Consider the following 25,299-nt stretch of genomic DNA (forward strand, 5'->3'; position numbering starts at 1 on the left):
TAAGCTCCGCTCGCAACGACGATCGGCACCGTAGCGACACTCACAGAGCCGGCTTGCCGACGTCCATCAGCAGGCGCTCGGTACGGGCATCCTCGATCCGGTTCACCAGCTTGGACGCCTCGTGCATGTCGCGCACCGTCTTGGTCATGGTGATGCAGGACTGGACCAGCATCACGCAGCCCATGGCGAGATAGCCCTTGGCCCACCAGTCGAGCGGCAGGAACAGGATTCCGGCGCCGACCATGGCCGCCGCGGCGAAGAAGGAGGCGTAGGTGAAACTGACCCAGGCGCCGCTATGGGGCTGTACGTTCTGGTTCATCGTTTGCTCCCGTCGGGTGCGCTTGCAAAGGAAAGAGATCAATTCGCCTGGAGTTGCCGGCCGCGCAGCCGCTCCAGCACGTCATCGGCGGTGGTCCGCAGCCTGGGGCCGAAACCCTTGGCGGCGAGCTTCTCGGTGACCGAGGCCGCGGCCGCGCCGTCGAGTTCGTCGAGCGCGGTCTCGGCCGCCTCCGCCTCGACCTGGCGCTCGCGCAGGCGCTTCAGCGTCTGCTCGGCCTCGGCCAGCGTCGATTCATGGGCAGGGCTGATCTCGATCCGGCCTTGCCGCATCTGGCGCACGGCCTCCGAGGCGCGGGCGAGGCGCCGGCCGCGGTCGAGTTCGGCGATGCGCGCCTGGGCCTGGCCGACATGGCGGCGCAAGCGGACGATCTCGGCGGCGAACAGCGCCTGCGCGCCCGCCGCCGCATCGCGATCGGCCTCGAGGGCCGCGATCGCCTCGGCGCCCTCGCGGGCGAGAACCTCGTCGCCGGCCGTGAGCGCAGCGGCGACCCGGTTCTCCAGATCGGCGATGCGGGCATGGCTCGCGGCGAGCCGCTCGCTCTCCTGCCGGTCCTGTGCGATCGCGACCGCAAGTGCCTTCTTGGCGCGCTCGAAAGCGCCGGCGGCATCGCGCATCTGCTGGTCGAGGATGAGGAGCGCGTTGCGATCGGCGAAGCGCTCCTCGGCAATGGCGGCGCTGCCGCGGACGAAGGTGAGAAACATCTTGAACATTGACGCTTCCTTGCTATGAACGTTGTTCACGCAACAAGGCATAGCCCAACCATGAACGTCGTTCAAGGACTATCTTGAACGACGTTCACAAAATTCGAGATTGACGGAATGACCACGACGGCAGCGCGCCGCGAGCGGCAACGCACCCAGTTGATCGACGCAGCTGAGAAGGCCATCGCCGAGAGGGGGCTGGCCGGCCTGAAGGCCCGCGAACTGGCGCAGGAGATCGGCTGCGCGCTCGGTGCGATCTACAACCTCGTCGCGGATATGGACGAGCTCGTCCTGCGCGTCGGCTCGCGCACGCTGGCACGGCTCGATGCGGCGCTGAGCGCGGCCGAGGGCGAGGATGCGCCGGCCTGCGCGGATACCGCAGCCGACAGGCTGGTCGCGGTCGCCCTCGCCTATTGCGCCTTCGCCCGCGAGAACCTGCAGCTCTGGCGCATCCTGTTCGAGCACCGCATGGCGGAAGGCGCGGTGGTGCCGGACTGGGCGGTGAGCGAGCAGATGACGCTGTTCCGCCACATCCTCGAGCCGCTCAGCGTGCTGCTGCCGGATCGCGCCGAGGCGGAGCGCATGCTGATGAGCCGGACCCTGTTCTCGGCCGTGCACGGCGTCGTCGCGATCGGGCTGGAGCAGAAGCTGATCGCCGTCCCGCATCGCGATCTCGATCGCCAGATCGAAGGTTTGGTCCGCCTCATCTGCAGGGGGCTCACTGCCCCGGCCTGAGGCCGGCGAGCGACAGCCGGATCGCCAAGCCCGCCGCGCTGATGACATGATCGGCACTGAAGGTTCGGGCATATCGGATCCGGCCTCCCGAAAGGACATCAGCATGACCACTACCCGCAGCCTCCTGGCGGGCGCCGCCCTCTCCGCCACGCTCGGCCTCGCCGGCTTCGCGGTCGCGCAGGGCCATCAGGGCCATGGCAGCCATGGCGCGACGACGCCTGCCGCCGCTAATACGGCCGCGACGCAAGGCTACAAGGCCGCCAACGACAGGATGCACAAGGAGATGGACATCGCCTTCAGCGGCGACGCCGATGTCGATTTCGTCCGCGGCATGATCCCGCATCACCAGGGCGCCGTCGACATGGCCAAGGTCGTGCTCGCCCATGGCAAGGACCCGGAGCTGCGCAAGCTCGCCGAGGGCGTGATCACCGAGCAGGAGAAGGAGATCGCCTTCATGCGCGCGTGGCTGAAGCAGCGCGGCAAGTAGTGCCTGTCGCCTACCTTGGGTTGGTGACGATCGAGGGTAGGTTTCCCGCCGCCGCTTGCCCTGCAAGGCCGGCACTGGCAGAGAGGCGCTTCAGAGTCTGTTTGACACCTCCGCCCTCATCCTGAGGAGCCGCGCAGCGGCGTCTCGAAGGATGCTCCAGATGGTTCCGGAGCCTCCTGAAGCATCCTTCGAGACGCCATGCCTGCCGCATGGCTCCTCAGGATAAGGGCTCAGGAGACTTGGCGAACGGTCTTTCTCGTCTCCGGCTGCTCGCGGGTTCGATGAAAAAATACCTCGACTATCTCTGGCCCCTGATCGGCCTCGTTGCTGTCATCTGGTCGGTCGACCTCCTCTGGGACAAGCTCAAGGCCGAGGCCCTGACCAATGAGGCCGTCGCGGCCCAGCTCGAGCAGGCCGGCCTCTGGGAGTCGGTCCGGATCGTCGCCACCGGGATCGGCCAGAAAATCGCGCTAATCCCGCCGACCGCCTTCTTCCATGCCGGGCTCGCGACGCTCGTCGCCTATGCCGCGCTTGCCTGGTACGACCGGATCGCGCTGCTGCATCTGCACCGCGAGAAGGGCATCTCCTGGGCCTATATCTCGCTCTGCTCCTTCGTCACCTACGCGCTTTCGCACAATATCGGCGCCTCGGTCTTCTCCGGCGGCATGGTGCGCTACCGCGCCTATCACGCGAAGGGCCTGAGCGCGCCCGAGATCGCGGTGCTGGTGGCGCTCTGCTCCTTCACCTTCGCTTTCGGCACGATCCTCCTGATGGGGTGCGTGCTGATCGGCGAACCGCAGATCCTGCGGCCGCTGCACCGGCTTTCCGACTGGTTCGGCATCGGCGACAAGCAGGCGCGCCTGATCGGCTTTGGCCTGCTCGCCTTCTGCGCGCTTTACACGGTCGGTGCCTGGCTGCGCTTCAAGCCGCTCAGGATCGGTTCGTTCGAGCTGGTCTATCCGCGTCTGCCGATCGTCGCCAGGCAGTACTTCGCCGCCCCGCTGGAACTGATGGGCGCCGCCGGCATCATCTATTTCGCCCTGCCGGAGCAGGGCAATCCCGGCTTCTTCATCGTGCTCGGCGCCTTCCTGATCTCGTTCTCGGCCGGCCTGCTCAGCCAGGTGCCGGGCGGGGTCGGCGTTATGGAGGCGGTGTTCCTGGCGGTGATGCCGGGGGTGCCGGCCCCGGCCGTTTTTGCGGCATTGCTGGTCTGGCGGATGTTCTACCTGATCATTCCGCTGGTGATCTCCCTGCCGATCGTGCTCGCATTCGAGCGGACCCAGCTACGCAAGGCCCTGGCGCACGAGACGCAGGTGAAGGCACAGGAGCAGGCAGCGGCCAAGGCCGCGGCCCTGCACATCGACAAGCCGGAGTAAGCCCTCAGCGCTTCAGCGCGATCGCCGCCGCGCCGAACATCAGGAGGCTGCCGATCGCTTCGGCGGGGCCGAACGGCTCGCCGAGCGCGAAGACGCCTGCTCCGACCGCGACCGCCGGACTGATGAAAGCGTAGAGCCCGGCCCGGAAGGCACCCCAGTCGCGCACCAGCCTGAGATAGATGGTGAAGCCGATCAGCGAGCCACCGATTACCAGCACCGCGACCGCCGGCAGCACCGGCCACGAGACCAGCGCGGCGAAGTGAGCCGGCTTCACGTCCTCCAGCAGCGCCGACATCAGGCAGAGCCCGAAGCCGCCGATCAGCGTCTGCCAGCCGGCCAGCGTCAGCGTCGGTATGCGGCCCATCACCGGCCGGGACCAGACGGCGCCGAAGCAATAGAGCAGCGTGCCGGCCGCGACCGCAGCCAGGCCCCACAGCTCGAGCGGCCCGCCTTTGGCCGCGGCGAGGCCGCCCAGCGCCCGCGTCGAGAACAGGAAGCCGAGGCCGACCGCGCCAAGCCCGATCGCCGCGAGCTTGCGCCCCCCGATCGCATGGCCTTCGATCAGGTAGCTGGCGATGATGGTGAAGATCGGGATGGTCGCGAAGTTGACGATCGCCGCGAGCCCGGTCGGCGCCTGCGCCGTGCCCCAGAACAGCAGGGTGTAGTTGCCGGTGTTGAGCAGCAGCGCGGTCATGACGACGCGCGGCCAGGCTGCAGCCGGCACCTTCAGCACGTCCCGCCCGGCCCAGGCCAGCATCAGCGTGCCGGCGATGACGAAGCGCGATGCCGCCAGGAAGACCGGCGGAACATGCTGGGCGCCGACCTTGATCGGCAGCCAGGTCAGGCCCCAGACGAGGCACATCAGCGCGAAGAGGACGGCGTTGCGGGACATGGCTGCGCTTAACGATGGGGAGACGGAAGGACCATTGCCGGTCCGGCATGCGGCCATGGCGTTGATGAAGGAGCGCCTGCGCCGTCCTCTGGCCAACGCCCGTGCCACGCTCTATTATAAGAGAATCGAAGGTATGATGATGGACGATCTCGCGTCAAGATTGGCTGAACGGCTGCGTGGAGAGCGCGAGGCGCGCGGCTGGAGCCTGAATGATCTCGCCGAGCGCTCGGGCGTCTCGCGCGCCATGATCAGCCGGATCGAGCGCGGCGAGGCGAGCCCGACCGCGGTGCTGCTCGGCCGGCTTTCCGGCGCCTTCGGCTTGACCCTGTCGAACCTGCTGGCGCGGATCGAGAATGCCGGCGAGCGGGTCCGCCGCGCCAAGGACCAGCCGCTCTGGCGCGACCCCGAGACCGGTTTCGTCCGCCGCGCCATTTCGCCGGCCGGCAATGGCGATCTCGAGCTCGTCGCCGGCGAATTGCCGCCGGGCGCGGCGATCGCCTATCCCGCCAGCTCCTACGCCTTCATCCGCCAGCAGATCTGGATGCAGTCGGGCCTGCTCGATTTCGACGAGGGCGGCATCGTCACACGGCTCGAAGCCGGCGACTGCATGGAGCTCGGCCCGCCCAGTGATTGCCGCTTCAGCAACCCCGGCACCGAGCCGGCGCGCTATCTCGTGGTGGTGAGCAGGCGCTGAGCGCCGTCACACGCTCCCGACCGTCCGGAGCTTCGCCCGCGGGTGGATCTCGCTCTGCGAGAGCACCGGTGTCTCGCGGCGGAAGCGCTCGATGATCTGGCGCACGAAGGGCCGCGCCATGCCCGAGGTGACCAGGGCCGGCATCTCGCCGAGCCGGGCCGCGTCCTCGAACTTCTCGCGGACCTGATGAACGAAGTCCTGCAGCCGCGAGGGCTGCATGGCCAGGTGCCGGTCCTCGCCCTGGCCGACGATCGATTCGGCGAAGACGCTCTCCCAGGCCGGCGACATGGTGATGATCGGCAATTGCCCGTGCTGGTTGGAGAACTGCGCGCAGATCTGGCGGGCGAGGCGGACGCGGACATGTTCGGCGATGTCGCGCGGGCTCCTGACGCTGCCGGCGACCTCGGCGATGCCCTCGACGATGGTGGCGAGGTCGCGGATGGAGATGCGCTCGGACAGCAGGAGCTGGAGGACGCGCTGGATGCCGGTGGTCGAGATCTGGTTCGGCACGATCTCCTTGACCAGGTCGGCGTGGTCCTTCGGCAGTTCGCGCAGCAGCTTCTGCACCTCGCCATGCGAGAGCAGCTCCGGCATGTGCGACTTCAGTACCTCGGTGAGATGGGTCGAGATCACCGTCGCGGCGTCGACCACGGTGTAGCCGCGCAGTTGCGCCTCGTCCTGCAGCGCCCCGTCGATCCAGGTCGCCGGCAGGCCGAAGGTCGGCTCCAGCACATTGTGGCCGGGCAGCGTCACGCTGCCGCCCATCGGATCCATCGCCATGTACTGTCCGGGATAGACCATGCCGTGGCCGGCATCGATCTCCTTGATCTTGATGAAGTAGTGGTTCGCCTCGAGCTGGACGTTGTCGACGATGCGCACAGCCGGCATGACGAAGCCGAGCTCGGCGGCGAGCTGGCGCCGCAGCGCCCGGACCTGATCGGTCAAGCGGTCGGCACCACCCGGCGCGTTGACGAGCGGCAAGAGGCCGTAGCCGATCTCGATCTTGAGTTCGTCCAGCTTGAGCAGGTCGTTGAGCGTCTCTTCCTTCGGCGTGCCGTCGGGCGCGAGCGGCGAGGCCGCCTGCGCCTGCACGGCAGCCTCCGACTCCCGCGCCTTGGCGAGCTTGCCGAAATGCCGCGCCAGCCAGCCCGAACCGCCAGCGAGCACAAGGAAGGGCAGCATCGGGATGCCCGGCAGGACCGCGATCAGCAGCATCACCGCCGCCGACATGCCGAGCGCCTTGGGGTAGCCCGAGAGCTGCTTGCCGAGCGCCTTGTCGGCGGCGCCGCGCACGCCCGACTTCGAGACGAGCAGGCCGGCTGCGGTCGAGACGATCAGCGCCGGAATCTGGCTGACCAGGCCGTCGCCGACCGTCAGCAGGGTATAGCTGTGCGCCGCGGCGCCGAAGCTCATGCCCTGCTGCGCGACGCCGATGATGATGCCGCCGATCACGTTGATGAAGGTGATCAGGAGGCCCGCGATCGCGTCGCCGCGCACGAACTTGGAGGCACCGTCCATCGAGCCGAAGAAATTCGCCTCGTCCTCCAGCGCCTTGCGCCTGACCTTGGCGACGTCCTGGTCGATCAGCCCGGCCGAGAGGTCGGCGTCGATCGCCATCTGCTTGCCAGGCAAGGCATCGAGGGCAAAGCGCGCCGCAACCTCGGCGATACGGCCCGAGCCCTTGGTGATGACGACGAAGTTGACGATGATCAGGATGGTGAAGACGATCACCCCGATCACGAAGTTGCCGCTCATCACGAAGTTGCCGAAGGCTTCGATGACGTGGCCTGCAGCAGCAGTGCCCTCATGGCCATGGGCGAGGATGAGGCGCGTCGAGGCGAGGTTGAGCGCGAGGCGCAGCATCGTCACGATCAGCAGCACGGTCGGGAAGGCCGAGAACTCCAGCGGCTCCTCGATGAAGAGCGCCGTCATCAGCACGAGCACCGAGAGGATGATCGATAGCGCCAGCAGCATGTCGAGCAGCATCGCCGGCAGCGGGAAGATCAGCACCACGAGGATGCCCATCACGCCGATGGCGAGGAACAGGTCCGGCCGGTTGAGCAGCGCGCCCATCTGGCCGCGCGTCGGCATCGCCATGCCGTTGCCGCTGCCTGCCGTCACATCGCTCATCGAAGAACCGCTCCCACGCGCCACCCCTCCGCGAAGAGCAGCCGTACCCGGCAATTCTTGCCGGGCTCATGGTGAACGAGTGGTTAAGACCCCTCAAAAAATCCCATCTGGAACCTTTCTCTGAACGGACTGTTATCGGATGGCCGCCTTCCGGCCGCATTCAGCCGTCCAACTTCGAGGCGGGCCGACGACACAAGGCCACCTGGCCAAAGCCTTCTGGAGGAAATTTTGGATAGACGTTCATTCATGCTGAGCCTGTTCGGTGGTCTCGCCGTCGCCAGCGTCGGCGGCATGGGCATCGCGCAGGCCGCGACCGCTGTGCCCGCCGCTGCCCCGCTGCCGAATCCGGAAGATCTCGCTCCCGAGCTGAAGGCCGGTCTCGACAAGACCGATGCCGACTTCAGCCAGGTGGTAGTCCGTGATCGCGTCGTCGTTCGCCGGCCACGGCCCTATCGTCGTCCGGTCGTCGTGCGTCGCCGCGTCGTTGTGCGCCGTCCGCGCCGCGTCGTCGTTCGCCGCCGCGTGATCTACCGCTGAGAGCAAATCCGATCGGCAGGCGGCCTTCGGGCCGTCTGTCACCTTTGAAGCGGCGCCAAGACCGTCTGTCGGAGGAATAAGCCGTTTGAGCGAAGGACGCGAAAGCCTACGCGACGAGATCGTCACGGACATCCCGGCCAGGCTCGATCGCCTGCCGTGGTCGCGCTTTCACACGCTCGTCGTCGTCGCGCTCGGCGTCACCTGGATCCTCGACGGTCTCGAGGTCACGCTGGCCGGATCCGTGTCCGGTGCGCTGAAGGAAAGCCCGGCGCTCAAGTTCACCAACACCGATATCGGTCTCGCCGGCGCTGCCTACATTGCCGGTGCGGTCATCGGCGCGATCCTCTTCGGCTGGCTCACCGACCGTCTCGGCCGCAAGAAGCTCTTCACAATCACCGTGCTGGTGTATCTCTCGGCGACAGCCGCGACCGCCTTCTCCTGGAACCTGTGGAGCTTCCTGCTCTTCCGTTTCCTCACCGGCATGGGCATCGGCGGCGAATACACCGCGATCAACTCGGCCATTCAGGAACTTGTGCCGGCGCGCGTGCGCGGCTGGACCGATCTCGTCATCAACGGCTCTTTCTGGGTCGGCGCCGCGATCGGCGGCGTCGCCGCTATCGTCCTGCTCGACCCCGCGCTGGTGCCGCCCGACACCGGCTGGCGGCTCGCCTTCTTCATCGGCGCCGCGCTTGGGCTCGTCGTCATGATCCTGCGGCGATGGATCCCCGAAAGTCCGCGCTGGCTGATGAGCCATGGCCGCATTGCCGAGGCGGAGGCGATCGTCGCCCATATCGAGTCCTTCTCGCCGCCACAGCCCACCGCGACGCTGCCGACACTCACTCTACGCCCTCGCCCGGGCACGCCGATGAGCGAGGTCGCCGATACCCTTTTCGTCACGCACCGGCCGCGCACCCTGGTGGCGCTGGCGCTGATGACCTCGCAAGCCTTTTTCTACAACGCGATCTTCTTCACCTATGCGCTGATCCTGACCGACTTCTACGGCGTTCCATCGCAGGCGATCGGCTGGTTCATCCTGCCCTTCGCCGCCGGCAACTTCCTCGGCCCGCTCCTGCTGGGCCGGCTCTTCGACACGCTCGGCCGGCGTCCGATGATCGCCGCCACCTATATCCTGTCTGGCCTGCTCCTCGCCGGCACCGGCTTTCTCTTCGCACGCGAGATCGTCAGCGCCAGCCAGCTCACCATCTGCTGGAGCATCGTCTTCTTCTTCGCCTCGGCCGCAGCGAGCTCCGCCTATCTCACAGTCAGCGAGACCTATCCGCTCGAGATCAGGGCGCTGGCGATCGCGGTGTTCTATTCGCTCGGCACCGGCCTCGGCGGCATCGCCGGCCCCTGGCTGTTCGGCGCCCTGATCGACACCGGCTCGCGCATGAGTGTGTTCGGCGGCTATCTGTTCGGCGCAGCGCTGATGATCGCGGCCGGGCTGATCGCCTGGCGCTTTGCGGTCAAGGCCGAGCGCCGCTCGCTCGAAGACATCAGCAAGCCGCTGGGAGCGGTCTGAGAATGAGGCGGACATCGGCGGCGCGATTGCGCCTCAGACCGTCACAACAAGCTAACGGCCGGTCTCCCGCGCCGTCGGCCCTTTGTGAACCATCGTCGCAACACCAGCGTGACGCTCGGTCAGAAAGGGGAATAGAGTGGCCTCGTGGGAACGCGGCGCCCGGATCGAACCAACTGGAGGCATGACATGGATCGACGTTCATTTGTGATGGCGCTCTTCGGCGGTCTCGCCGTAGCCAGCGTCGGCGGCATCGCCGCTTCGGAAGCCGCACAGCCCAAGATCGCCCCGCTCCCGACCAGGAAGCCTGAGGAGCTGTCTGAAGAGCTGAAGGAAGGCCTCGACAAGACCGACGCCGACTTCAGCCAGTACTATTATTATCGCCGCCCGCGCTATGTCCGGCGCTACTACTACCGCCCGCGCTACTATTACCGTCCGCGGCGCTACTATTATCGTCGCCGCTACTATTATTGAGTGACCGTGGGTGGGCCGGAGTTATCGCTCCGGCCCATCTGCATTTCAGGGCTTGTCAGAGCGACGTCGTCCGTGCCTGGCCCGGTTCGGCGACGGGAACGCCCGCAGAGACATACTCGCTCAGCTTGTTGCGCAGCGTCCGGATCGAGATGCCGAGGATCTTGGCGGCATGCGTCCGGTTGCCCAGGCAATGGTCGAGCGTGTCGAGGATCAGGTCGCGCTCGACATCGGCGACGGTGCGCCCGACCAGGCCGCGCGTCACCGCCTCGGCCGTCTGCGCCGCCCGAGAGGCCACGTCGCGTCCGCTGGCCGGGCCGAGCGTCTCGCCTTCCGGCGTCAGCATCGCCTCGGTGCCGATCTCGACGCCCTGCGCCAGCAGCACGGCACGATGCACGGTGTTCTCCAGTTCGCGGACATTGCCGCGCCAGCTGTTGCCGAGCAGGAGCTTGCGCGCCTCGGCTGCGATAGGCCGCAGCGGCATGCCGTTCAGCTCGGCGTATTTCCTGGCGAAATGGTCGGCCAGCGCCAGGATGTCGCCCGGCCGCTCGCGCAGCGCCGGCAGGCGCAGATGCACGACGTTGAGCCGGTAGAACAGGTCCTCGCGGAAGGAGCCCTCGCGCACCGCATCGCCGAGATTGCGGTTCGAGGTCGCGATGATGCGCAGGTCCACCTTGACCGGCTGGGTGCCACCGACCCGATCGATCGTCCGCTCCTGCAGCGCGCGCAGCAGCTTGGCCTGCAGGCGCACATCCATCTCCGAGATCTCGTCGAGCAGGAGCGTGCCGCCATTGGCCTCCTCGAACTTGCCGATCCGCCGGGCGATCGCGCCGGTGAAGGCACCCTTCTCATGGCCGAACAGTTCGGATTCGAGCAGGTTGTCGGGGATCGCGGCGCAGTTCACCGCGACGAAGGGCTTGTCCTTGCGCAGCGACTTCTGGTGCAGATGCTGCGCGATCATCTCCTTGCCGGTGCCGCTCTCGCCGGTGACCAGAACTGGCGCATCCGAGCGCGCGATCTGGTTGGCGAGCTGGACGACCCGCTCCATTGCCGGATCGCGCCAGATCAGGCTCGCCTTGTCGCCGGCGACGGCGGCGAGCACGGCCGCGATCAATTCGGGATCGGGCGGCAGCGGCACGTATTCGCGCGCCCCGGCCTGGATCGCGGCGACGGCGGCGCGGGCATCGGTCGAGGTGCCGCAGGCGACGAGCGGTGTGCGGATGCGCTCGGCCTCGAGCGCCGCGACGAGTTTGGCGATCGGCTGCTCGACATCGACCATCAAGAGGTCGCCGCCCTTGGTGCGCAGCACCGCCAGCGCCTGCTCGACGCTCTCGGCATGGGTGACGGCGGCGCCCTGCGACACCGCGATCTTGGCGGCGGTGATGAGCTGGCCCTTGAGGCTGCCGACGATGATGAGGCGCATGGCTCAGGCCTTCCTTGAAGAATGCAGTCGTTCCGGCCGGTTCGTCACCGGTCGGTCTTGATGATTTCCGTCATGGTCACGCCGAGACGCTCCTCGACCACCACGACCTCGCCGCGCGCCACCAGGCGCTCATTGACGAAGATGTCGATCGCTTCGCCGACGCGCCGGTCGAGCTCCAGCACCGTGCCGGGCGTGACGCGCAGGAGGTCGCCGACTGCGATCCGCGAGGAGCCGAGCACGGCCGAGACGGTGACCGGCACGTCGAAGACCTGCTCGAGATCCTCCGCCGTCTTGACCGGCACAGGCCCGGAGCGCGCGACCGAGTCACCTCCGGCATCGTGATCGAAGGAGAGGTCGGCCGGATTGAGCGGCGGCAGGTTGAGGTCGTTTTCGCTTGCCATTGTCTCTTACCCTGCTGCCGGGCCGAAGACGGCCCTGACGGCCTTGTCGACCGCCTCGTTGAGCGTTGCGCTTTCGATCGCGATGCCGCCATCGGCCCATTCCAGCCGGCCATCGCCGAGGGCGATGTCGGGTTCGCCCAGCACGACGATCCGGCCGGCGAATCCGGTCTCGCGCGCCAGCGCCGAGAGCTTGGCCTCGACGGTCTCGACCAGGCTCTCATGCACTCGGATCGCCAGATGCGGCGCGTGCCGGGCATGGGCGAGGCATTCGCGCGCCGCATCGAGCAATTGCGCCAGCGGCTTGTCGGCAAGAGCCGCACCGGCAAGGCTGCGCGCGGTCTTGATCGCAAGCTGCGCGGCCTGCGCCTCGATCTGCGCCAGCTGCTCATCCTGGTGTGCCAGCAGTCGCTCGCTCTGGCGTACCAGTTGCGACAGCAGCGCGCCCAATTGCTGGTCGGCCTCGCGCCGCGCATGGTCGAGCCCGCTGTGGAAGCCGTCCGCCCGGGCGGCCTCGAGCGCGGCTTCGTCGACCGCCTTGCTGCCATTGCCGCGAAAGTCGGTGGCGAACATGAATTTCTTGGCTGCTGCCATGTCAGTAGACCAGCTCGTCTTCGGCGTTGCCCTTGGAGATGATGATCTCGCCCTTTTCGGCGAGGTCCTTGGCCAGGGTCACCATCTTCATCTGCGCTTCGTCGACCTCCTTGAGACGCAAGGGCCCGAGGCCCTGCATGTCGTCCTGCAGCACCTTGGCGGCGCGCTGCGACATCGCCCCGAGGAAGAAGGCCCGCATCTCCTCGTTCGCACCCTTGAGGGCGCGGGCCAGCGTGTCCTTGTCGACCTGGCGCATCATGGTCTGCAGGCCGGCGGAATCGAGCTTGCCGAGGTCCTCGAAGGTGAACATCAGCGCGCGGATGCGTTCGGCCGATTCCTGGTTGGTGGCGTCGAGCGCGGCGAGGAAGCGCATTTCGGTCTGGCGATCGAAGCCGTTGAAGATCTCGGCCATCATCTCGTGCGGATCGCGCCGGCGCGTCTGCGTCAGCGTCGAGACGAATTCGGTGCGCAGCGTGTTCTCGATATGGTCGAGCGCCTCCTTCTGCACCGCTTCCATGCGCAGCATCCGGCCGACCACCTCGATCGACAATTCGTTCGGCAGATTGCGCAGCACATTGGCCGAATGATCGGGCCGGATGCGCGAGAGGATCACGGCGATCGTCTGCGGATATTCGTTCTTCAGGAAGTTCGCGAGCACGACGGCGTCGATATTGCCGAGCTTCTGCCACATGTTGCGGCCGGCAGGACCACGGATCTCCTCCATGATCAGAGCGACCTGGTCGGTCGGCAGGATCTTCTCCAGCAACGAGATCGTGCGATCGAAGGAGCCGGTGATCGCCCCCGCGCTGGACAGACGGCCGACGAAGTCGAGCATCAGCTTCTCGACCTGGTCGGCATCGACCGTACCGAGCTCGGCCATGGCGCGGGTGATGATCCGGATCTCTTCGTCGTCGAATTCCTGCCAGATCACCCGGCCATGGTCTTCACCGAGGATGAGCAGAATGACTGCGGCGCGCTGTGGCCCGGTCATGCTGTCGAGCATCATCGGGCCGTCGGAATAGTTCGTCATCTCGCTGTCGGAGTCGCTGTTTCCGCTGCGGGTTGCGATGGCGCGTGTCGCGGCCATGGTTCAGGCTCCCGTCACGCTGGTGCTTTCTCGTGGATCCAGCTGCGCAGCACCGCGACGGAATCCGCCGGATTCTGCGCGACCATGGCGCCGATCTTCTCGACCGACTGGGCCTTGAGCTGGCCCTTGATCTGCGCGATCGCGAGCATGCGCTCTGACGGTGCCTCGACGTCGATGCCACCCTCTCCGCCGGAACCCGTCGCCGCGCCCCCTGAGACGGACGGGAACGCCGACGGATCGCCCGTGCCCTGGTCGACGACGACCATGCCGTTGCGCATGAAGCTCGGAATCGCCCGGAGCTCGCGATCGGGCGCCAGCACCTGCTTGAGCAGCGGGCGCACCACCACCATCAGGACCATCAGTATCAGCAGCGCGATCACGCCCATTTCGGCGAAGCGGACGACGTCCTCCCGGGTGAACGACGCGAGCTGCTGCATCAGCGTCTGCTCGACGAGGTCCGTCGGCGCCTGCGGCGCCTCGGCGAAGCGCAGGTTGACGACCTCGACCTGGTCGCCGCGCTGGCGGTCGAAGCCGACCGCGGTGCGCACGAGCTGCGAGATGCGCTCCAGCTCCTCGGGCGGCCGCGGCTGGTAGGCGACATCATTGCCCTGCCTGCTGTAGAGCCCGTCGACCAGCACGGCGACGGAGAGCTTGCGGATGCGCCCGCCCTCCTGCACCTCGGTCCGGGTCGTGCGCGAGATCTCGTAGTTGACGACTTCCTCGTTCTTCGAGCTGGTGTCGCGCTGCGCGCCCTGCTGCTGGCCCTGGTTCTGCTGCGCGCCCGGCAATTCGTTGCCGACGGTGACGCCCTCGCGCTGCTCGTTCGAGGCAGAGGCCTCGTTGCGGTTCTGGCTGGAGCGGATGACCTTGCTTTCGGGATCGAAGGTCTCGGAGCGGCTCTCGATCCGGTTCGAATCTAGCATGGCCGAGACCTGCACGCGGGCGCGGCCCGGGCCGACGATGCTGGCGACGATGTCGTCGACCTGCGACTTGATCCGCCGCTCGATCGCATTCTGGCGCTCGTCCAGCGCCACGCCGACCATGCCCTGCTCGCCCTGGGCGCCGTCGGCGAGGAGCCGGCCGCGCTCGTCGACGATCGAGACCCGCTCCGGCTTCAGGCCATCGACGGCCGAGGAGACGAGATGGCGGATCGCCCTGACCTGGGCATTGTCGAGGTCGCCGGCGAGCTTGAGCGCGATCGAGGCGCGCGGCGGCTCGCGGTCGCGCTCGAACAGGCGCCGCTCGGGGATGACGAGATGGACGCGCGCCGCCTGGACGCGGCTGATCGAGCGGATGGTGCGCGACAGCTCGCCCTCCAGCGCCCGCAGATGGTTGATGTTCTGGACGAAGCTGGTCGAGGAGAAGGCGTCGCCCTTGTCGAAGATCTCGTAGCCGACGCCACCGCCGGACGGGATGCCTTTGCCGGCGAGCTCGAGCCTGAGCTTCGGCACGTCGGCGCGCGGTGCTAGAATGGTCTGCCCATCGCCGCGCAGTTCATATTTGACCCCGCGCGTATCGAGGTCCTTGGTGATGGCGCTGACGTCCTGGCTCGACAGGTCGGCGAAGAGCACGCCCATCGCCGGCTGCGACATGCGCACCATGACGAAGGCGAAGAAGCCGATCAGCGCCAGAGTCACCGCCAGCATAGCCGCCAGCCGCGCCGCGCCGAATCTCCGGAACTGTTCGACTAGCCCGTTCACGCCGTTCTTCCGTCGCCCGGTGCCTGCGAGACCAACGCACAGACACACCACTAGGCAAGTTTTTCCCGGTGCATGGTTAGCGCCCGGTTAACGGCGGTTAGGAAACGGCGGAGTTCGGCTGAAATGCCACATGGCAGAAACGCGAAAAGCGCCGGCCTCTCGGCCGGCGCCTCCCGAATGTCTGCGGTCGCCAGAAGAAATTACTGGCGGTAGTGCTGGATGCGGGTGGTGCGCAGGCCAGCGAGGCCATGCTGGTCGATCGACATCTGCCAGCTCAGGAATTCGTCGACCGTCAGCGTGTAGCGCTGGCAGGCTTCCTCCAGGCTGAGCAGGCCGCCGCGCACGGCAGCGACGACTTCGGCCTTGCGCCGGATCACCCAGCGGCGCGTGTTCATCGGCGGCAGATCGGCGATCGTCAACGGGCTGCCATCGGGCCCGATCACATATTTGACGCGCGGTCGCAGCGGCTCGGTCATTGTACTCTCACACAACTCAACAGACCTACTGCCAGAGAGCCTAGCCCCGACGGGCTTAAATTTTGCCTAAAGCAATCACGCAGGCTTTCGGCATGGCTCATGACGGGTTTGTCAGGACGTGCTCTTCACCGATTTGACCCTGTCGAGCGGGACCTTGATCGCGCCGATCAGCAGCGTCGGCACGGTGGTCGAGAAGTCGATGCCGTCGACCTTGCCGGTGATCTCGGTCTTGACCGTGATCGCCGCGCCCGAGACGTCGGTGCCGTCGACAGTGATGGTATATTCGCCGTCGGGCGCAGTGGACCCCGTCGAGGTCTTGCCGTCCCAGCTATAGGTCTGGTCGCCCGCCGTCAGCGTCTTCGTGCCGGTATAGACCACCTTGCCGCTCGAATCCTTGATGGTGATCGTGCCGGTGCCGCCCTTGGAGGCATTGAGCGTCCACTCGGCCTTGCCCTCTTTGAGCGGCGTCGCGGCGCCATCGGCCGTGACGGTCTGGCCGACGAACCCGATCGCGCTCGCGCCCGTCGTCGCCTTGCTGACGCCGAGCAGGGCGGTCAGCGTCTCGTTCTGCTTGAGCTGCTGCTCGACGCCGGCGAACTGCACTAGTTGCTGGGTGAACTGGTTGGTGTCGAGCGGATCGAGCGGGTTCTGGTTCCTGAGCTGTGTCGTCAGCAGCGTCAGGAACTGGTCGAAGTTATTGGCGATCGAGGTGCCTTTGCCGCTCGCGGTGTTGTTCTGTGCCGCCGCGATCTGCTGGGCGGTGAGCTTGCTGGTATTGGAGACGGCCATGACACGTCCCTCCTTCAGATGCTGAGGTCGACGCCGCCGAGGCGGCCGCCGGTTCGCGGCAGGGTTGCGACATCGGTGACGAGTGCGCTGTCTTCGCTGGCCTGAACCCAGGTGCGGCGGCCGCGCGACGCCTCGTCACCCTGCTGCTGGCGTCCACCGGCCTGCTGGCCGCCCGGATCGCGCAGGCTGAGATCGATTCCGCCCTCGGAGGGCTTCAGTCCAGCCTGCTCGAAGGCGCGCTCCAGCGTGCGTGCGTCGCGCTGCAGCATGTGGAGTGTCTCGACCCGGTCGACGGTCAGCTTGGCGCTGACGTCGCCCTTGTCGGAGATTTCGAGGCTGACGTCGATGCGCCCGAGCTCGGCCGGATCGAGCCTGATGTCGAAGCGCCTGTTGCCGGCGAGTGCCTTCGCGCCGATCTCGATCGGCACGACATGCAGCGGCGTCGGCCGCCCGGCATCTGCGGAAACAGCCTTGTGGGCTGCTTCGGCCTGGGCACGGGCCGTCGCCTGGGCGGCAGCGTCGAGCTCCGTCAACGGCGCTTGCGGCGCGGTCAGGCTCTGCGGGCCGGCCGCGAGAATGGCCTGCGGGCTCAGGGGCGCGCTTGCCTGCTGCACGCCGCTGGTGGCTTCCGTCGACGCGGCCTGCGTCGTCTGGGCGGTGGCTGCGGGCGCAGTGGCGGCATCGGCGGCCTTGGTATCGCCCGTCGCCTTCGCATCGCTGCCGGCGGCGCTCGCGGCGACCTTGCCGGCCTCGCTATCGTCCTTGGCGGTGGCCTGCGCCTCGCCCGGCTTGGTCTCAGCCGTCCTCGCAGCGCTTTGGTCCGCGCCGCCGGACTTGGCTTCGCCCGATTTGCCGTCCGTCTTGGATTCGGTGCCGGCAACCGGAAGCTGCGGCTGCAGCCCTGCCTTGATATCGGCAGCGGCGGCCTCGCCGCCCGCGCTCGCCTGGCCGTCTGCCTTCGCCGGCAGCGCTGGCGGGACCGGCACGGCGATAGCCTCGCCGGTCGCCTGCGCCGTAGCCCCGGTCGCCGTCACGGCCTTGCCCTCCTCGGTGGTCGTGCCTTCCGGCTTCGCCGGCTCGCCGCCCTGGAGCGCGGCGGCCGCGAGGGCGAGGAATTCCGCGGCGATCGGTGTCGGCGGCACGGGCTGAATCACCGCGCCAGCGGCGGCCTGCTCGTCCGGGCTGCCCTTGCCGATCACCGGCGCTCCATCGAGGGCAGCGGCCAACGCGGCCTTGCGCTCCTCGATCGTCTTGCCCCCGACAGGCTTGTCGTCGGCAGCCGTCTCGCTCGTCCTGGTCTGGCTCGCCGAGGTGTCCTTCGTCGCGTCCGCGCGGACCTCCGCCTTCGTCGTGTCGGATGTCTCGCTGGCGTCCGCGGTCTTCCTGTCCTTGCCGGTATCGTCGGCGCGGGTCGACGATCTGGCATCGGCCGCGCTCGTCTTGCGGGCGCCGTCGTCCGGCTTCGCCTGGTCGCGCATGCCGGCGTCATCGCGGGCATTGCGGTCGTCGTCGAGACGCCCGCGGGACCGGTCGTCATCCAGGCGCGGGCGCGGCCGATCCGCCGGCTCGGGCGGCAAGGTGAAAGCCTGTTCCGAGGCGTCCCGTTCGGGGCCGCGGCGGCTCGGAAACGTGATCTCAGGCAGCGCAGAGGAACGCGAGACCGGCGCAGCTGACATGGGTACTCTCCGGAACGGAACCGTGACGATATGGCCGCCGCTCTCCCAGCAAGAGGCGAGCCAACCAGAAAATCTTTATGATTCAATACCTTGAGTGAATCGACTTGATCCCGGACCCGGCAGGAATGACGTCATCGGACGACGCCACTCGGCAGGAATTGCCGGCCGGATGCTGGCCCGCATCTATCAAAACCGCTATAGAGCGCCCAAATCCTCGGACGCTTCGCGCCCGAACCCGCCTGGACCCCTGATGACCGTTTCGCTCAACTCGCTCGACATCGCCAAGCCGCCTGCGGCCACACGCGTCGTCGCGGCCATGTCGGGCGGCGTCGACTCCTCGGTGGTGGCGGCGCTGCTGAAGCGCCAGGGCTATGACGTCGTCGGCGTCACGCTGCAGCTCTACGACCATGGCGAAGCCGTGCACCGCGCCGGCGCCTGCTGCGCCGGCCAGGATATTCACGACGCCCGCCGCGTCGCCGAGGCGATCGGCATTCCGCATTACGTGCTCGACTATGAGAGCCGCTTCCGCGATGCGGTGATCGAGCGCTTTGCCGAGAGCTATCTCGCCGGCGAGACGCCGATCCCTTGCGTCGAGTGCAATCGCACCGTGAAGTTCCGCGACCTGCTCGGCCTCGCCCGCGAGCTCGGGGCCGATGCGCTCGCCACCGGCCATTATGTCGCCAGCCGCGATCTCGGCACCGGCCATCGCGGCCTCTTCCGTGCCGCCGACGAGAGCCGGGACCAGAGCTATTTCCTCTATGCCACGACGCAGGAGCAGCTCGACCTGTTGCGCTTCCCGCTCGGCGGCCTCGACAAGGTCCAGACCCGGGCGCTCGCCGCCGAGTTCGGCCTCGCCATCGCCGACAAGCCCGACAGCCAGGACATCTGCTTCGTTCCGAACGGCCGCTATGCCGAGGTGATCGAGCGGCTGAAGCCGGGCGCCGCCCGTCCCGGCGCCATCGTCCATCTCGACGGGCGCGTGCTCGGCGAGCACGAGGGTGTGCTCCGCTACACCGTCGGCCAGCGCAAGGGCCTCGGCATCAGCGGCGCCGAACCGCTCTATGTCGTCGCGCTCGACGCCGAGAACGCCCGCGTCATCGTCGGCCCGCGCGAGGCGCTCAGCGTCAGCCGCGTCGACCTGCGTGACCTCAACTGGATCGGCGACATCGCGCTCGCCGACCTGCCGCCCGAGGGCATCGAGGTCGCGGTCCGCGTCCGCTCGACCCGCGCGCCGCGAGAGGCCCGCCTGCTTGCCGACGACAAGGGCGTGCATGTCCTCCTGGCGCAGGGCGAGGAGGGCGTCTCGCCCGGCCAGGCCTGCGTGATCTACGACCATGCCGGCAGCGGAGCCCGCGTGCTCGGCGGCGGCGTCATCATGGCCAACCGGGCGCCCCGCCCGGCGCCGCAGCCCGAGCCCGCCTACGCCATCTCATGACGACGACGAACGGTCTCGACGCGCAAAGGCGTGTCTATGCGGTCTGGGCGAAATTCTACGACCGGATCTATCAGGGCCTGCTTGCCCGCGCCCAGCGCGAGGCGGTTGCGGCGGCCTGCGCCAGCGGCCGCGACATCCTCGAGATCGGCGTCGGCACGGGCCTCACCCTGCCCTATTTCGAGCCCGACAGGCAGGTTGTCGGCGCCGACCTCTCGCTCGACATGCTGCGCGTCGCCCGCGCCAAGGTGCTGAGCCAGAATCTCGCTCATGTCCGCGGCCTGATGGTGATGGACGCCTGCCGGCTCGGCTTCGCCGACAACTCCTTCGACGCAGTCACCGCGCAGTTCGTCATCACCCTCGTCCCCGATCCCGAGCAGGCCCTCGGCGAGATGGACCGGGTGCTGCGCCCGGGCGGCGAGATCGTCATCTCAAGCCGCCTCGTCGATGATGGCGGCTTCGCCGCCCCGTTCTGGAAGGCGGTCGCGCCATTGGCCAGAGCGATCGGCTGGAGCAGCGATTTCAAGGTCTCGCGCCTGACCGACTGGGCCGCGCGAACCGGCCGCTACGAGACCGTCCATGTCGGCCAGGGCTATTTCAAGGTGGTCCGGCTGAGGAAGCTGAGCTGAGCCACGTCATCAAGGCTTGACGCCGGCGCCCCCCGCCCCCTATATCCGCGCCGTCGCGATTGACCGCCGTTCACGGCGCGTCGCCATCGGGGCGGGGTAGCTCAGCTGGTTAGAGCAGCGGAATCATAATCCGCGTGTCGGGGGTTCGAGTCCCTCTCCCGCTACCATCTTGCCCCCCGAGGCTTTCTGGTCGGGAAGTGGTCGCCTCCGATCAGGTTCGTTCGACGAGTGCACCAGCTCGACACTCTGCCCGGTTGAAATCGAGGTTGCCGTCCCCAACTGCGTCGGGATGTCCCCGATATCAGACAATCTCACGAGCCGACCGAAACGGGCCCTGCTGCTGCGCAATCCAAAGGCGCGCCGCGGCCAGGAGTCGATCGACCCCCTTCTCGATCGCCTGAAGGATGGCGGGCTCGACGTCACCGTCGAAACCTTCGAAGCCCTACCGGAAATCGCGCGCGACATCGTGCGCCTGCGCCACAGGGCGGATCTCGTCATCGTTTGCGGCGGCGACGGCTCCGTGTCGTCGGCTGCGCTCGCAGCGATGGAAAGCGGCCTGCCGCTCGGCATCATCCCGATGGGAACGGCAAATGACCTGGCGCGCACGCTCGACATACCGATGGATCTCGTCGGCGCGGCAGACATCATCGCTCGCGGCGAGATACGCCAGGTCGACGTCGGTACGGTCAACGGCTACGCCTTCTTCAACGTCGCCAGCATCGGGTTGAGCAGCGAGCTGGCGCAAAGCCTCGACCCGGTGCTGAAGAAGCGGTTCGGGAGACTGGGCTACGCCGTGGCCGCCATGAAGGTCATGACAGGCGCATCGCGTTTCAAGGCCAAGATCACGGAGAAGGGGCAGACGACCGACGTCGAGACCTACCAGATCGCCGTGGGCAACGGCCGGCACTATGGCGGCGGCAACGTGGTCGAGGAGAATGCCGAGATCGATGACGGGCATCTCGATCTCTACAGCCTGGAGATGACGAATCTCTGGAAACTGGCGCTGATGCTGCGTTCGTTCCGGTCGGGAACTCACGGTGCATGGCGCGAGGTCCGCACGGCGAAATGCGTCGAGTTCGATATCGAGACGAGGAAGCCGATGCCGGTGAACACCGATGGCGAAATCGTCACCGCCACGCCAGCGCGTTTCAAAGTTCATCCGAAGGCCGTTTCGATCTTTGCGCCAGGCGCGCATGAGCGTTCGGACATCGCTCGGCCGGCGCTGTATCACCGCTGACCCCACGGTAAAACAGGCATGGCCACGATCGAGGCCGGCGTCAGCCAGCCTCTGTGGCGCGTGTCCCATCGGCTTGCCGCAGCGCGCCGGCCGATTGCCGCACCACCTCCGCGATCTGCGACAGCTGCTTCGCCAGCGGGCTGGTCTTGCGCCAGACCATGCCGATCGTCCTGGACGGCTCCGGCGCCCTGAAATGCGTGATCGCGACGCAGGCCGAGCGCGTCTCGACCGCCACCGCCATTTCCGGGATCAGCGTGACGCCGAGCCCGGCATCGACCATCTGCACCAGCGTCGAGAGGGAGCTGGCGTCGAGCAGGTCGCGCGACTGCACCGTCCGCGGCTTGGTGCTGCAGAACGACAGCGCCTGGTCGCGGAAGCAATGCCCCTCCTCCAGCAGCAGCAGCCGCATCTCGCGCAGCGCCTCGCGGTCCGGGGCCGGCTTGCCCTCGTCCGAACGCGGCCGCACCAAGACGAAGCGCTCGGTGAACAGCGCGACCTCGGTCAGCGACGGCTCCGACACCGGCAGGGCGACGATCGCCATGTCCAGCCGCCCCTCGCTCAGCTCCTGCACCAGCTTCGGCGTCAGCGTCTCGCGCACATTGAGGTCGAGCTCGCCATGCAGGCGGGTGAGATCGCTGATCAGGCCGGGCAGTAGATAGGGCGCAACCGTCGGGATCACGCCGATGCGCAGGCGCGTGACTTGCCCGTCTCGCGAGGTGTGCGCATAGCCTTCGAGCTCGTCGAGCGAGCGCAGCACGTCCCTGGCCCGCGCCGCGATCTCCTCGCCGAAGCGCGTCAGCCGGACCTGGCGCCTGTCGCGTTCGAACAGCCCGCCGCCCAGTTCCTCCTCCAACGCCTTGATCTGCTGTGACAAGGCCGGCTGCGAGATCGCGCAGGCCTCGGCCGCGCGGCCGAAATGGCCGTGCCGCGCCAGCGCCTCGAAATAGCGCAGCTGCTTGAAGGTCAGGTTTGTCATAATCCCAGCTTATCGTCGCGATCAGAAAATCGGAATTAAAATAATGAAATGGCCCTGCTAAGACCCACCCCGGAACCCAGCCGAGCTTCGGAGAGAGACATGAACGCGAAGACTGAGGACAGCACGGGAAAATGCCCCGTCGCCCATGGCGGGGGCGCCCGGCAGAACCGCGACTGGTGGCCGAACCGGCTGCCCGTCGAGCTGCTGAGCCAGCATTCGGCCAAGTCGGATCCGCTCGGCCAGGCCTTCGACTATCGCGAAGCTTTCGCCAAGCTCGACTACGCAGCGCTGAAGAACGACCTGCGCAAGCTGATGACCGACTCGCAGGATTGGTGGCCCGCCGATTTCGGCCATTACGGCCCGCTGTTCATCCGCATGGCCTGGCATAGCGCCGGCACCTATCGCCTCGCCGACGGGCGTGGCGGCGGTGGTCGCGGCCAGCAGCGCTTCGCGCCGCTCAACAGCTGGCCGGACAATGTCAGCCTCGACAAGGCGCGCCGCCTGCTCTGGCCGATCAAGCAGAAATACGGCCAGGCGATCTCCTGGGCCGACCTGATGATCCTGACCGGCAATGTCGCGCTGGAGACGATGGGCTTCCGCACCTTTGGCTTCGCTGCCGGCCGCGCCGACACCTGGGAGCCGGACCAGGATGTCTACTGGGGCCGCGAGACCACCTGGCTCGGCGGCGACCTGCGCTACGCCCATGGTTCGGAAGGCGTCGAGAAGCCTGCCGGCGAGGCCGTCCTCGTCGCCGATGACGACGCCGACGGCAAAGTGCATTCGCGCAATCTCGAAAGCCCGCTCGCCGCGACACAGATGGGCCTGATCTACGTCAATCCCGAAGGGCCCGACGGCAATCCCGACCCGCTGCTCGCCGCCAGGGACATCCGCGACACCTTCGCCCGCATGGCGATGGACGACGAGGAGACCGTCGCGCTGATCGCCGGCGGCCACACCTTCGGCAAGACCCACGGCGCCGGCCCCACCGACAATGTCGGCGTCGATCCCGAGGCCAACGGCCTCGAAGCGCAGGGCCTCGGCTGGCACAACGGCTTCGGCTCCGGCAAGGGCGGCGACACCATCACCAGCGGTCTCGAGGTCACCTGGACCCAGACGCCGGCACAGTGGAGCAACTTCTTCTTCGAGAACCTCTTCGGCTTCGAATGGGAGCTGGAGAAGTCGCCGGCCGGCGCGCATCAATGGGTCGCCAAGAACGCCGAGGCGATCATTCCGGACGCGCATGACCGCTCGAAGAAGCGCAAGCCGACCATGCTGACGACCGACATCTCGCTGCGGGTCGACCCGGCCTATGAGAAGATCTCGCGCCGCTTCCTCGAGAATCCGCAGGCCTTCGCCGAGGCCTTCGCCCGCGCCTGGTTCAAGCTGACCCATCGCGATCTCGGCCCGCGCTCGCGCTATCTCGGCCCGGAAGTGCCGAAGGAAGAGTTGATCTGGCAGGACGTGGTGCCGGCGGCCGACCACCCGCTTGTCAGCGAGGCCGACGTCACCGCGCTCAAGGACAAGATCAAGGCGTCGGGCCTTACCGTCTCCGAGCTGGTCGGCACCGCCTGGGCCTCGGCCGCGACCTTCCGTGGCGGCGACAAGCGCGGCGGCGCCAATGGTGCGCGCGTCCGCCTCGCCCCCCAGAAGGACTGGGAGGTCAACCGCCCGGCCCAGCTCGCCAGGGTGATCGATGTTCTCGACGGCATCCGCCGCCAGTTCAACAAGGAAGCTGACGGCGACCAGAAGGTCTCGCTGGCGGACCTGATCGTGCTGGCCGGCAATGTCGGCGTCGAGCAGGCGGCCAAGGCCGCCGGCCATGACGTGAGCGTGCCGTTCACCCCGGGCCGCACCGACGCCAGGCAGGAGCAGACCGACGTCCACTCCTTCGCGGTGATGGAGCCGGCGCTGGACGGCTTCCGCAACTACCGGAAGCCGGGCGTCAGGGTACCGGCCGAGGCGGCGCTGATCGACCGGGCCCAGCTGCTGACGCTGACCGCCCCCGAGCTGACCGTGCTGATCGGCGGCCTGCGCGCCATCGACATCAACGCGGACGGTTCCAAGCACGGCATCCTGACCGAGCGGCCGGGCGTGCTGACGAACGACTTCTTCGTCAACCTGCTCGACATGGGCACGCAGTGGCAGGCGACCTCCGAGGCCAAGGACGTGTTCGAGGGCACCGATCGCAAGACCGGCGCCGTCAAATGGACCGGCACCCGCGCCGATCTCGTCTTCGGCTCGAACTCGATCCTGCGCGCCCTCGCCGAGGTCTATGCCAGCGCCGACGCCAAGGAGAAGTTCGTCAAGGACTTCGTCGCCGCCTGGACCAAGGTGATGAACCTCGACCGTTTCGACGTCGCCTGACGCCGAGGAAACCGGCCGCCCGGCGTGATCGCCACGCCGGGCGCAAAAAGGTGGCCGCGCCCGCAAAGTGCGCGGCACGTTCCTCAATGTAAGTGGAGAAGAGATTCAAGAACAGAATTCATAAGATCTCTCGAAACAGTAGATCGACCCAGACGCCTGCCAGTATCGATAAGCTCGCTCTTCATCACCGAATACAGCGCAGTCGCCTGTTATAGCGAGCGAGCCATAGCTTCACAATTCGTTCATGTTTCCTGTGGTCAGCTCTACGAAGGGCGACACCAAGGAGAGAAACCATGAACCGACGTTCATTCATCGCCACGCTGTGTGGTGGACTCGCCGCGAGCGCCGCGGGTGTGAGCCTAGCGAGCGCGCCGGTCGCCGCCGCCTCGCTTGCACCGGAGAACGCGGCCCGGCTCGACGCGGCTCCCGCCGAGTTCAGCCAGTACTGGCGCCGTCCGCGCCGTCGCCGGACGGTCTGCTCGGTCCGACGCAACCGCTACGGCCGTCGCGTGCGCGTTTGCCGGACCGTCTATTACTGACGACATCGCCCCGGCCATAAGGGCCGGGGCGCTCCCCCGTGTGACCCAACCGCACCAGGGCAGGGTCTATGTCGCGGCGGCGGCATCCGCCCTATCATGA

The 25,299-nt window shown here is 67.4% G+C and carries 25 protein-coding genes and 1 tRNA gene; 13 read left to right on the top strand and 13 right to left on the bottom strand.

Annotated features, from left to right (window positions below; translation table 11 throughout):
* Nucleotides 1–40 precede the first annotated feature (40 nt).
* Nucleotides 41–319: a YiaA/YiaB family inner membrane protein gene (locus BMZ21_RS18190; RefSeq protein ID WP_091837337.1), complete on the bottom strand. Its 279-nt coding sequence runs from the start codon at nt 317–319 to the stop codon at nt 41–43.
* A 38-nt stretch (nt 320–357) separates the two neighbouring features.
* Complete coding sequence (locus tag BMZ21_RS18195) at nt 358–1,050, bottom strand: PspA/IM30 family protein (protein WP_091837340.1); 693 nt, start codon at nt 1,048–1,050, stop codon at nt 358–360.
* Nucleotides 1,051–1,158: 108 nt separating this feature from the next.
* Between BMZ21_RS18195 and BMZ21_RS18200 the strand changes: the two genes are divergently transcribed.
* From BMZ21_RS18200 to BMZ21_RS18210, 3 genes are all read left to right on the top strand, one after another.
* Nucleotides 1,159–1,776 carry a TetR/AcrR family transcriptional regulator gene (locus BMZ21_RS18200; protein WP_091837343.1) on the top strand — a complete coding sequence of 206 codons (618 nt, stop codon included), beginning with the start codon at nt 1,159–1,161 and terminating at the stop codon, nt 1,774–1,776.
* 103 nt (nt 1,777–1,879) lie between these two features.
* The gene (gene copM, locus BMZ21_RS18205) at nt 1,880–2,263 is read left to right on the top strand and encodes a CopM family metallochaperone (RefSeq protein WP_091838279.1); all 384 of its coding nucleotides are present in this window, start codon (nt 1,880–1,882) and stop codon (nt 2,261–2,263) included.
* A gap of 281 nt (nt 2,264–2,544) precedes the next feature.
* Nucleotides 2,545–3,639, top strand: coding sequence for a lysylphosphatidylglycerol synthase transmembrane domain-containing protein (locus tag BMZ21_RS18210; protein WP_091837345.1), 1,095 nt, complete (start codon nt 2,545–2,547; stop codon nt 3,637–3,639).
* 4 nt (nt 3,640–3,643) lie between these two features.
* Here BMZ21_RS18210 and BMZ21_RS18215 read toward each other — a convergent pair whose 3' ends face one another.
* Nucleotides 3,644–4,531 carry a DMT family transporter gene (locus BMZ21_RS18215; protein WP_091837347.1) on the bottom strand — a complete coding sequence of 296 codons (888 nt, stop codon included), beginning with the start codon at nt 4,529–4,531 and terminating at the stop codon, nt 3,644–3,646.
* On the opposite strand from BMZ21_RS18215, the gene BMZ21_RS18220 reads away from it, so the two are divergent.
* Complete coding sequence (locus BMZ21_RS18220) at nt 4,530–5,225, top strand: helix-turn-helix domain-containing protein (RefSeq protein ID WP_342029038.1); 696 nt, start codon at nt 4,530–4,532, stop codon at nt 5,223–5,225. The two genes, BMZ21_RS18215 and BMZ21_RS18220, sit on opposite strands and share 2 nt — an antisense overlap.
* A 6-nt stretch (nt 5,226–5,231) precedes the next feature.
* Here the strand turns inward: BMZ21_RS18220 and flhA are convergent, their stop codons facing one another.
* Complete coding sequence (gene flhA, locus BMZ21_RS18225) at nt 5,232–7,355, bottom strand: flagellar biosynthesis protein FlhA (protein ID WP_091837350.1); 2,124 nt, start codon at nt 7,353–7,355, stop codon at nt 5,232–5,234.
* Between the two features lie 228 nt (nt 7,356–7,583).
* Between flhA and BMZ21_RS18230 the strand changes: the two genes are divergently transcribed.
* The 3 genes from BMZ21_RS18230 to BMZ21_RS18240 all read left to right on the top strand — a co-directional run bounded on the left by BMZ21_RS18230 (nt 7,584) and on the right by BMZ21_RS18240 (nt 9,882).
* Nucleotides 7,584–7,892 (top strand): hypothetical protein, encoded by a 309-nt coding sequence (locus BMZ21_RS18230; RefSeq protein WP_143079733.1) that lies wholly within the window; start codon nt 7,584–7,586, stop codon nt 7,890–7,892.
* 85 nt (nt 7,893–7,977) lie between these two features.
* Nucleotides 7,978–9,411, top strand: a complete 1,434-nt coding sequence (locus BMZ21_RS18235) for an MFS transporter (RefSeq protein WP_244543899.1) — start codon at nt 7,978–7,980, stop codon at nt 9,409–9,411.
* 186 nt (nt 9,412–9,597) lie between these two features.
* The gene (locus BMZ21_RS18240; protein WP_199777416.1) at nt 9,598–9,882 is read left to right on the top strand and encodes a hypothetical protein; all 285 of its coding nucleotides are present in this window, start codon (nt 9,598–9,600) and stop codon (nt 9,880–9,882) included.
* Between the two features lie 55 nt (nt 9,883–9,937).
* Here the strand turns inward: BMZ21_RS18240 and flbD are convergent, their stop codons facing one another.
* The 8 genes from flbD to BMZ21_RS18280 all read right to left on the bottom strand — a co-directional run bounded on the left by flbD (nt 9,938) and on the right by BMZ21_RS18280 (nt 18,022).
* The gene (gene flbD, locus BMZ21_RS18245) at nt 9,938–11,302 is read right to left on the bottom strand and encodes a sigma-54-dependent transcriptional regulator FlbD (RefSeq protein WP_091837360.1); all 1,365 of its coding nucleotides are present in this window, start codon (nt 11,300–11,302) and stop codon (nt 9,938–9,940) included.
* 44 nt (nt 11,303–11,346) lie between these two features.
* The gene (fliN, locus tag BMZ21_RS18250; RefSeq protein WP_091837363.1) at nt 11,347–11,703 is read right to left on the bottom strand and encodes a flagellar motor switch protein FliN; all 357 of its coding nucleotides are present in this window, start codon (nt 11,701–11,703) and stop codon (nt 11,347–11,349) included.
* A 6-nt stretch (nt 11,704–11,709) separates the two neighbouring features.
* Complete coding sequence (locus tag BMZ21_RS18255) at nt 11,710–12,294, bottom strand: FliH/SctL family protein (protein WP_091837365.1); 585 nt, start codon at nt 12,292–12,294, stop codon at nt 11,710–11,712.
* A gap of 1 nt (nt 12,295) precedes the next feature.
* Nucleotides 12,296–13,324 carry a flagellar motor switch protein FliG gene (gene fliG / locus BMZ21_RS18260; protein ID WP_244543925.1) on the bottom strand — a complete coding sequence of 343 codons (1,029 nt, stop codon included), beginning with the start codon at nt 13,322–13,324 and terminating at the stop codon, nt 12,296–12,298.
* Between the two features lie 71 nt (nt 13,325–13,395).
* Nucleotides 13,396–15,081, bottom strand: coding sequence for a flagellar basal-body MS-ring/collar protein FliF (gene fliF / locus BMZ21_RS18265; protein WP_091837370.1), 1,686 nt, complete (start codon nt 15,079–15,081; stop codon nt 13,396–13,398).
* 200 nt (nt 15,082–15,281) lie between these two features.
* Nucleotides 15,282–15,557 carry a CtrA inhibitor SciP gene (sciP, locus tag BMZ21_RS18270; protein ID WP_038359348.1) on the bottom strand — a complete coding sequence of 92 codons (276 nt, stop codon included), beginning with the start codon at nt 15,555–15,557 and terminating at the stop codon, nt 15,282–15,284.
* A gap of 111 nt (nt 15,558–15,668) precedes the next feature.
* A complete protein-coding gene (locus tag BMZ21_RS18275; RefSeq protein WP_091837372.1) occupies nt 15,669–16,346 on the bottom strand; it encodes a flagellar hook assembly protein FlgD in 678 nt (225 codons plus the stop codon).
* A 14-nt stretch (nt 16,347–16,360) separates the two neighbouring features.
* On the bottom strand, nt 16,361–18,022 hold the full coding sequence (locus tag BMZ21_RS18280; protein ID WP_091837374.1) for a flagellar hook-length control protein FliK: 1,662 nt from the start codon (nt 18,020–18,022) through the stop codon (nt 16,361–16,363).
* Nucleotides 18,023–18,272: 250 nt separating this feature from the next.
* On the opposite strand from BMZ21_RS18280, the gene mnmA reads away from it, so the two are divergent.
* From mnmA to BMZ21_RS18300, 4 genes are all read left to right on the top strand, one after another.
* Nucleotides 18,273–19,457 (top strand): tRNA 2-thiouridine(34) synthase MnmA, encoded by a 1,185-nt coding sequence (mnmA, locus tag BMZ21_RS18285; protein WP_091838282.1) that lies wholly within the window; start codon nt 18,273–18,275, stop codon nt 19,455–19,457.
* The gene (locus BMZ21_RS18290) at nt 19,454–20,083 is read left to right on the top strand and encodes a class I SAM-dependent methyltransferase (protein WP_091837377.1); all 630 of its coding nucleotides are present in this window, start codon (nt 19,454–19,456) and stop codon (nt 20,081–20,083) included. The genes mnmA and BMZ21_RS18290 overlap by 4 nt, the downstream gene beginning before the upstream one ends.
* 90 nt (nt 20,084–20,173) lie before the next feature.
* A tRNA-Met gene (locus BMZ21_RS18295) sits at nt 20,174–20,250 on the top strand.
* 122 nt (nt 20,251–20,372) lie between these two features.
* The gene (locus tag BMZ21_RS18300; RefSeq protein ID WP_091837379.1) at nt 20,373–21,320 is read left to right on the top strand and encodes a lipid kinase; all 948 of its coding nucleotides are present in this window, start codon (nt 20,373–20,375) and stop codon (nt 21,318–21,320) included.
* 40 nt (nt 21,321–21,360) lie between these two features.
* Here BMZ21_RS18300 and BMZ21_RS18305 read toward each other — a convergent pair whose 3' ends face one another.
* Nucleotides 21,361–22,296, bottom strand: coding sequence for a hydrogen peroxide-inducible genes activator (locus BMZ21_RS18305; protein WP_091837381.1), 936 nt, complete (start codon nt 22,294–22,296; stop codon nt 21,361–21,363).
* Between the two features lie 99 nt (nt 22,297–22,395).
* On the opposite strand from BMZ21_RS18305, the gene katG reads away from it, so the two are divergent.
* Nucleotides 22,396–24,660, top strand: coding sequence for a catalase/peroxidase HPI (gene katG / locus BMZ21_RS18310; protein ID WP_091837384.1), 2,265 nt, complete (start codon nt 22,396–22,398; stop codon nt 24,658–24,660).
* A gap of 293 nt (nt 24,661–24,953) precedes the next feature.
* On the top strand, nt 24,954–25,199 hold the full coding sequence (locus BMZ21_RS29970; protein WP_100961654.1) for a hypothetical protein: 246 nt from the start codon (nt 24,954–24,956) through the stop codon (nt 25,197–25,199).
* Nucleotides 25,200–25,299: the final 100 nt, after the last annotated feature.

The sequence above is a fragment of the Allobosea lupini genome (genome assembly GCF_900109525.1).
Taxonomy (GTDB): domain Bacteria; phylum Pseudomonadota; class Alphaproteobacteria; order Rhizobiales; family Beijerinckiaceae; genus Allobosea; species Allobosea lupini.

Excerpts from the sequence above, each read along its gene's own strand:
- BMZ21_RS18240 (WP_199777416.1), top strand. The coding sequence starts at position 9,598 with ATGGATCGACGTTCATTTGTGATGGCGCTCTTCGGCGGTCTCGCCGTA.
- BMZ21_RS18220 (WP_342029038.1), top strand. The coding sequence starts at position 4,530 with ATGGCTGCGCTTAACGATGGGGAGACGGAAGGACCATTGCCGGTCCGG.
- BMZ21_RS18190 (WP_091837337.1), bottom strand. The coding sequence starts at position 319 with ATGAACCAGAACGTACAGCCCCATAGCGGCGCCTGGGTCAGTTTCACC.
- katG (WP_091837384.1), top strand. The coding sequence starts at position 22,396 with ATGAACGCGAAGACTGAGGACAGCACGGGAAAATGCCCCGTCGCCCAT.
- flhA (WP_091837350.1), bottom strand. The coding sequence starts at position 7,355 with ATGAGCGATGTGACGGCAGGCAGCGGCAACGGCATGGCGATGCCGACG.
- sciP (WP_038359348.1), bottom strand. The coding sequence starts at position 15,557 with ATGACCGAGCCGCTGCGACCGCGCGTCAAATATGTGATCGGGCCCGAT.
- BMZ21_RS18280 (WP_091837374.1), bottom strand. The coding sequence starts at position 18,022 with ATGTCAGCTGCGCCGGTCTCGCGTTCCTCTGCGCTGCCTGAGATCACG.
- mnmA (WP_091838282.1), top strand. The coding sequence starts at position 18,273 with ATGACCGTTTCGCTCAACTCGCTCGACATCGCCAAGCCGCCTGCGGCC.
- BMZ21_RS18195 (WP_091837340.1), bottom strand. The coding sequence starts at position 1,050 with ATGTTCAAGATGTTTCTCACCTTCGTCCGCGGCAGCGCCGCCATTGCC.
- flbD (WP_091837360.1), bottom strand. The coding sequence starts at position 11,302 with ATGCGCCTCATCATCGTCGGCAGCCTCAAGGGCCAGCTCATCACCGCC.
- BMZ21_RS29970 (WP_100961654.1), top strand. The coding sequence starts at position 24,954 with ATGAACCGACGTTCATTCATCGCCACGCTGTGTGGTGGACTCGCCGCG.
- BMZ21_RS18305 (WP_091837381.1), bottom strand. The coding sequence starts at position 22,296 with ATGACAAACCTGACCTTCAAGCAGCTGCGCTATTTCGAGGCGCTGGCG.
- copM (WP_091838279.1), top strand. The coding sequence starts at position 1,880 with ATGACCACTACCCGCAGCCTCCTGGCGGGCGCCGCCCTCTCCGCCACG.
- BMZ21_RS18290 (WP_091837377.1), top strand. The coding sequence starts at position 19,454 with ATGACGACGACGAACGGTCTCGACGCGCAAAGGCGTGTCTATGCGGTC.
- BMZ21_RS18255 (WP_091837365.1), bottom strand. The coding sequence starts at position 12,294 with ATGGCAGCAGCCAAGAAATTCATGTTCGCCACCGACTTTCGCGGCAAT.
- fliN (WP_091837363.1), bottom strand. The coding sequence starts at position 11,703 with ATGGCAAGCGAAAACGACCTCAACCTGCCGCCGCTCAATCCGGCCGAC.
- BMZ21_RS18275 (WP_091837372.1), bottom strand. The coding sequence starts at position 16,346 with ATGGCCGTCTCCAATACCAGCAAGCTCACCGCCCAGCAGATCGCGGCG.
- BMZ21_RS18215 (WP_091837347.1), bottom strand. The coding sequence starts at position 4,531 with ATGTCCCGCAACGCCGTCCTCTTCGCGCTGATGTGCCTCGTCTGGGGC.
- BMZ21_RS18210 (WP_091837345.1), top strand. The coding sequence starts at position 2,545 with ATGAAAAAATACCTCGACTATCTCTGGCCCCTGATCGGCCTCGTTGCT.
- BMZ21_RS18200 (WP_091837343.1), top strand. The coding sequence starts at position 1,159 with ATGACCACGACGGCAGCGCGCCGCGAGCGGCAACGCACCCAGTTGATC.
- fliG (WP_244543925.1), bottom strand. The coding sequence starts at position 13,324 with ATGACGAACTATTCCGACGGCCCGATGATGCTCGACAGCATGACCGGG.
- BMZ21_RS18300 (WP_091837379.1), top strand. The coding sequence starts at position 20,373 with ATGTCCCCGATATCAGACAATCTCACGAGCCGACCGAAACGGGCCCTG.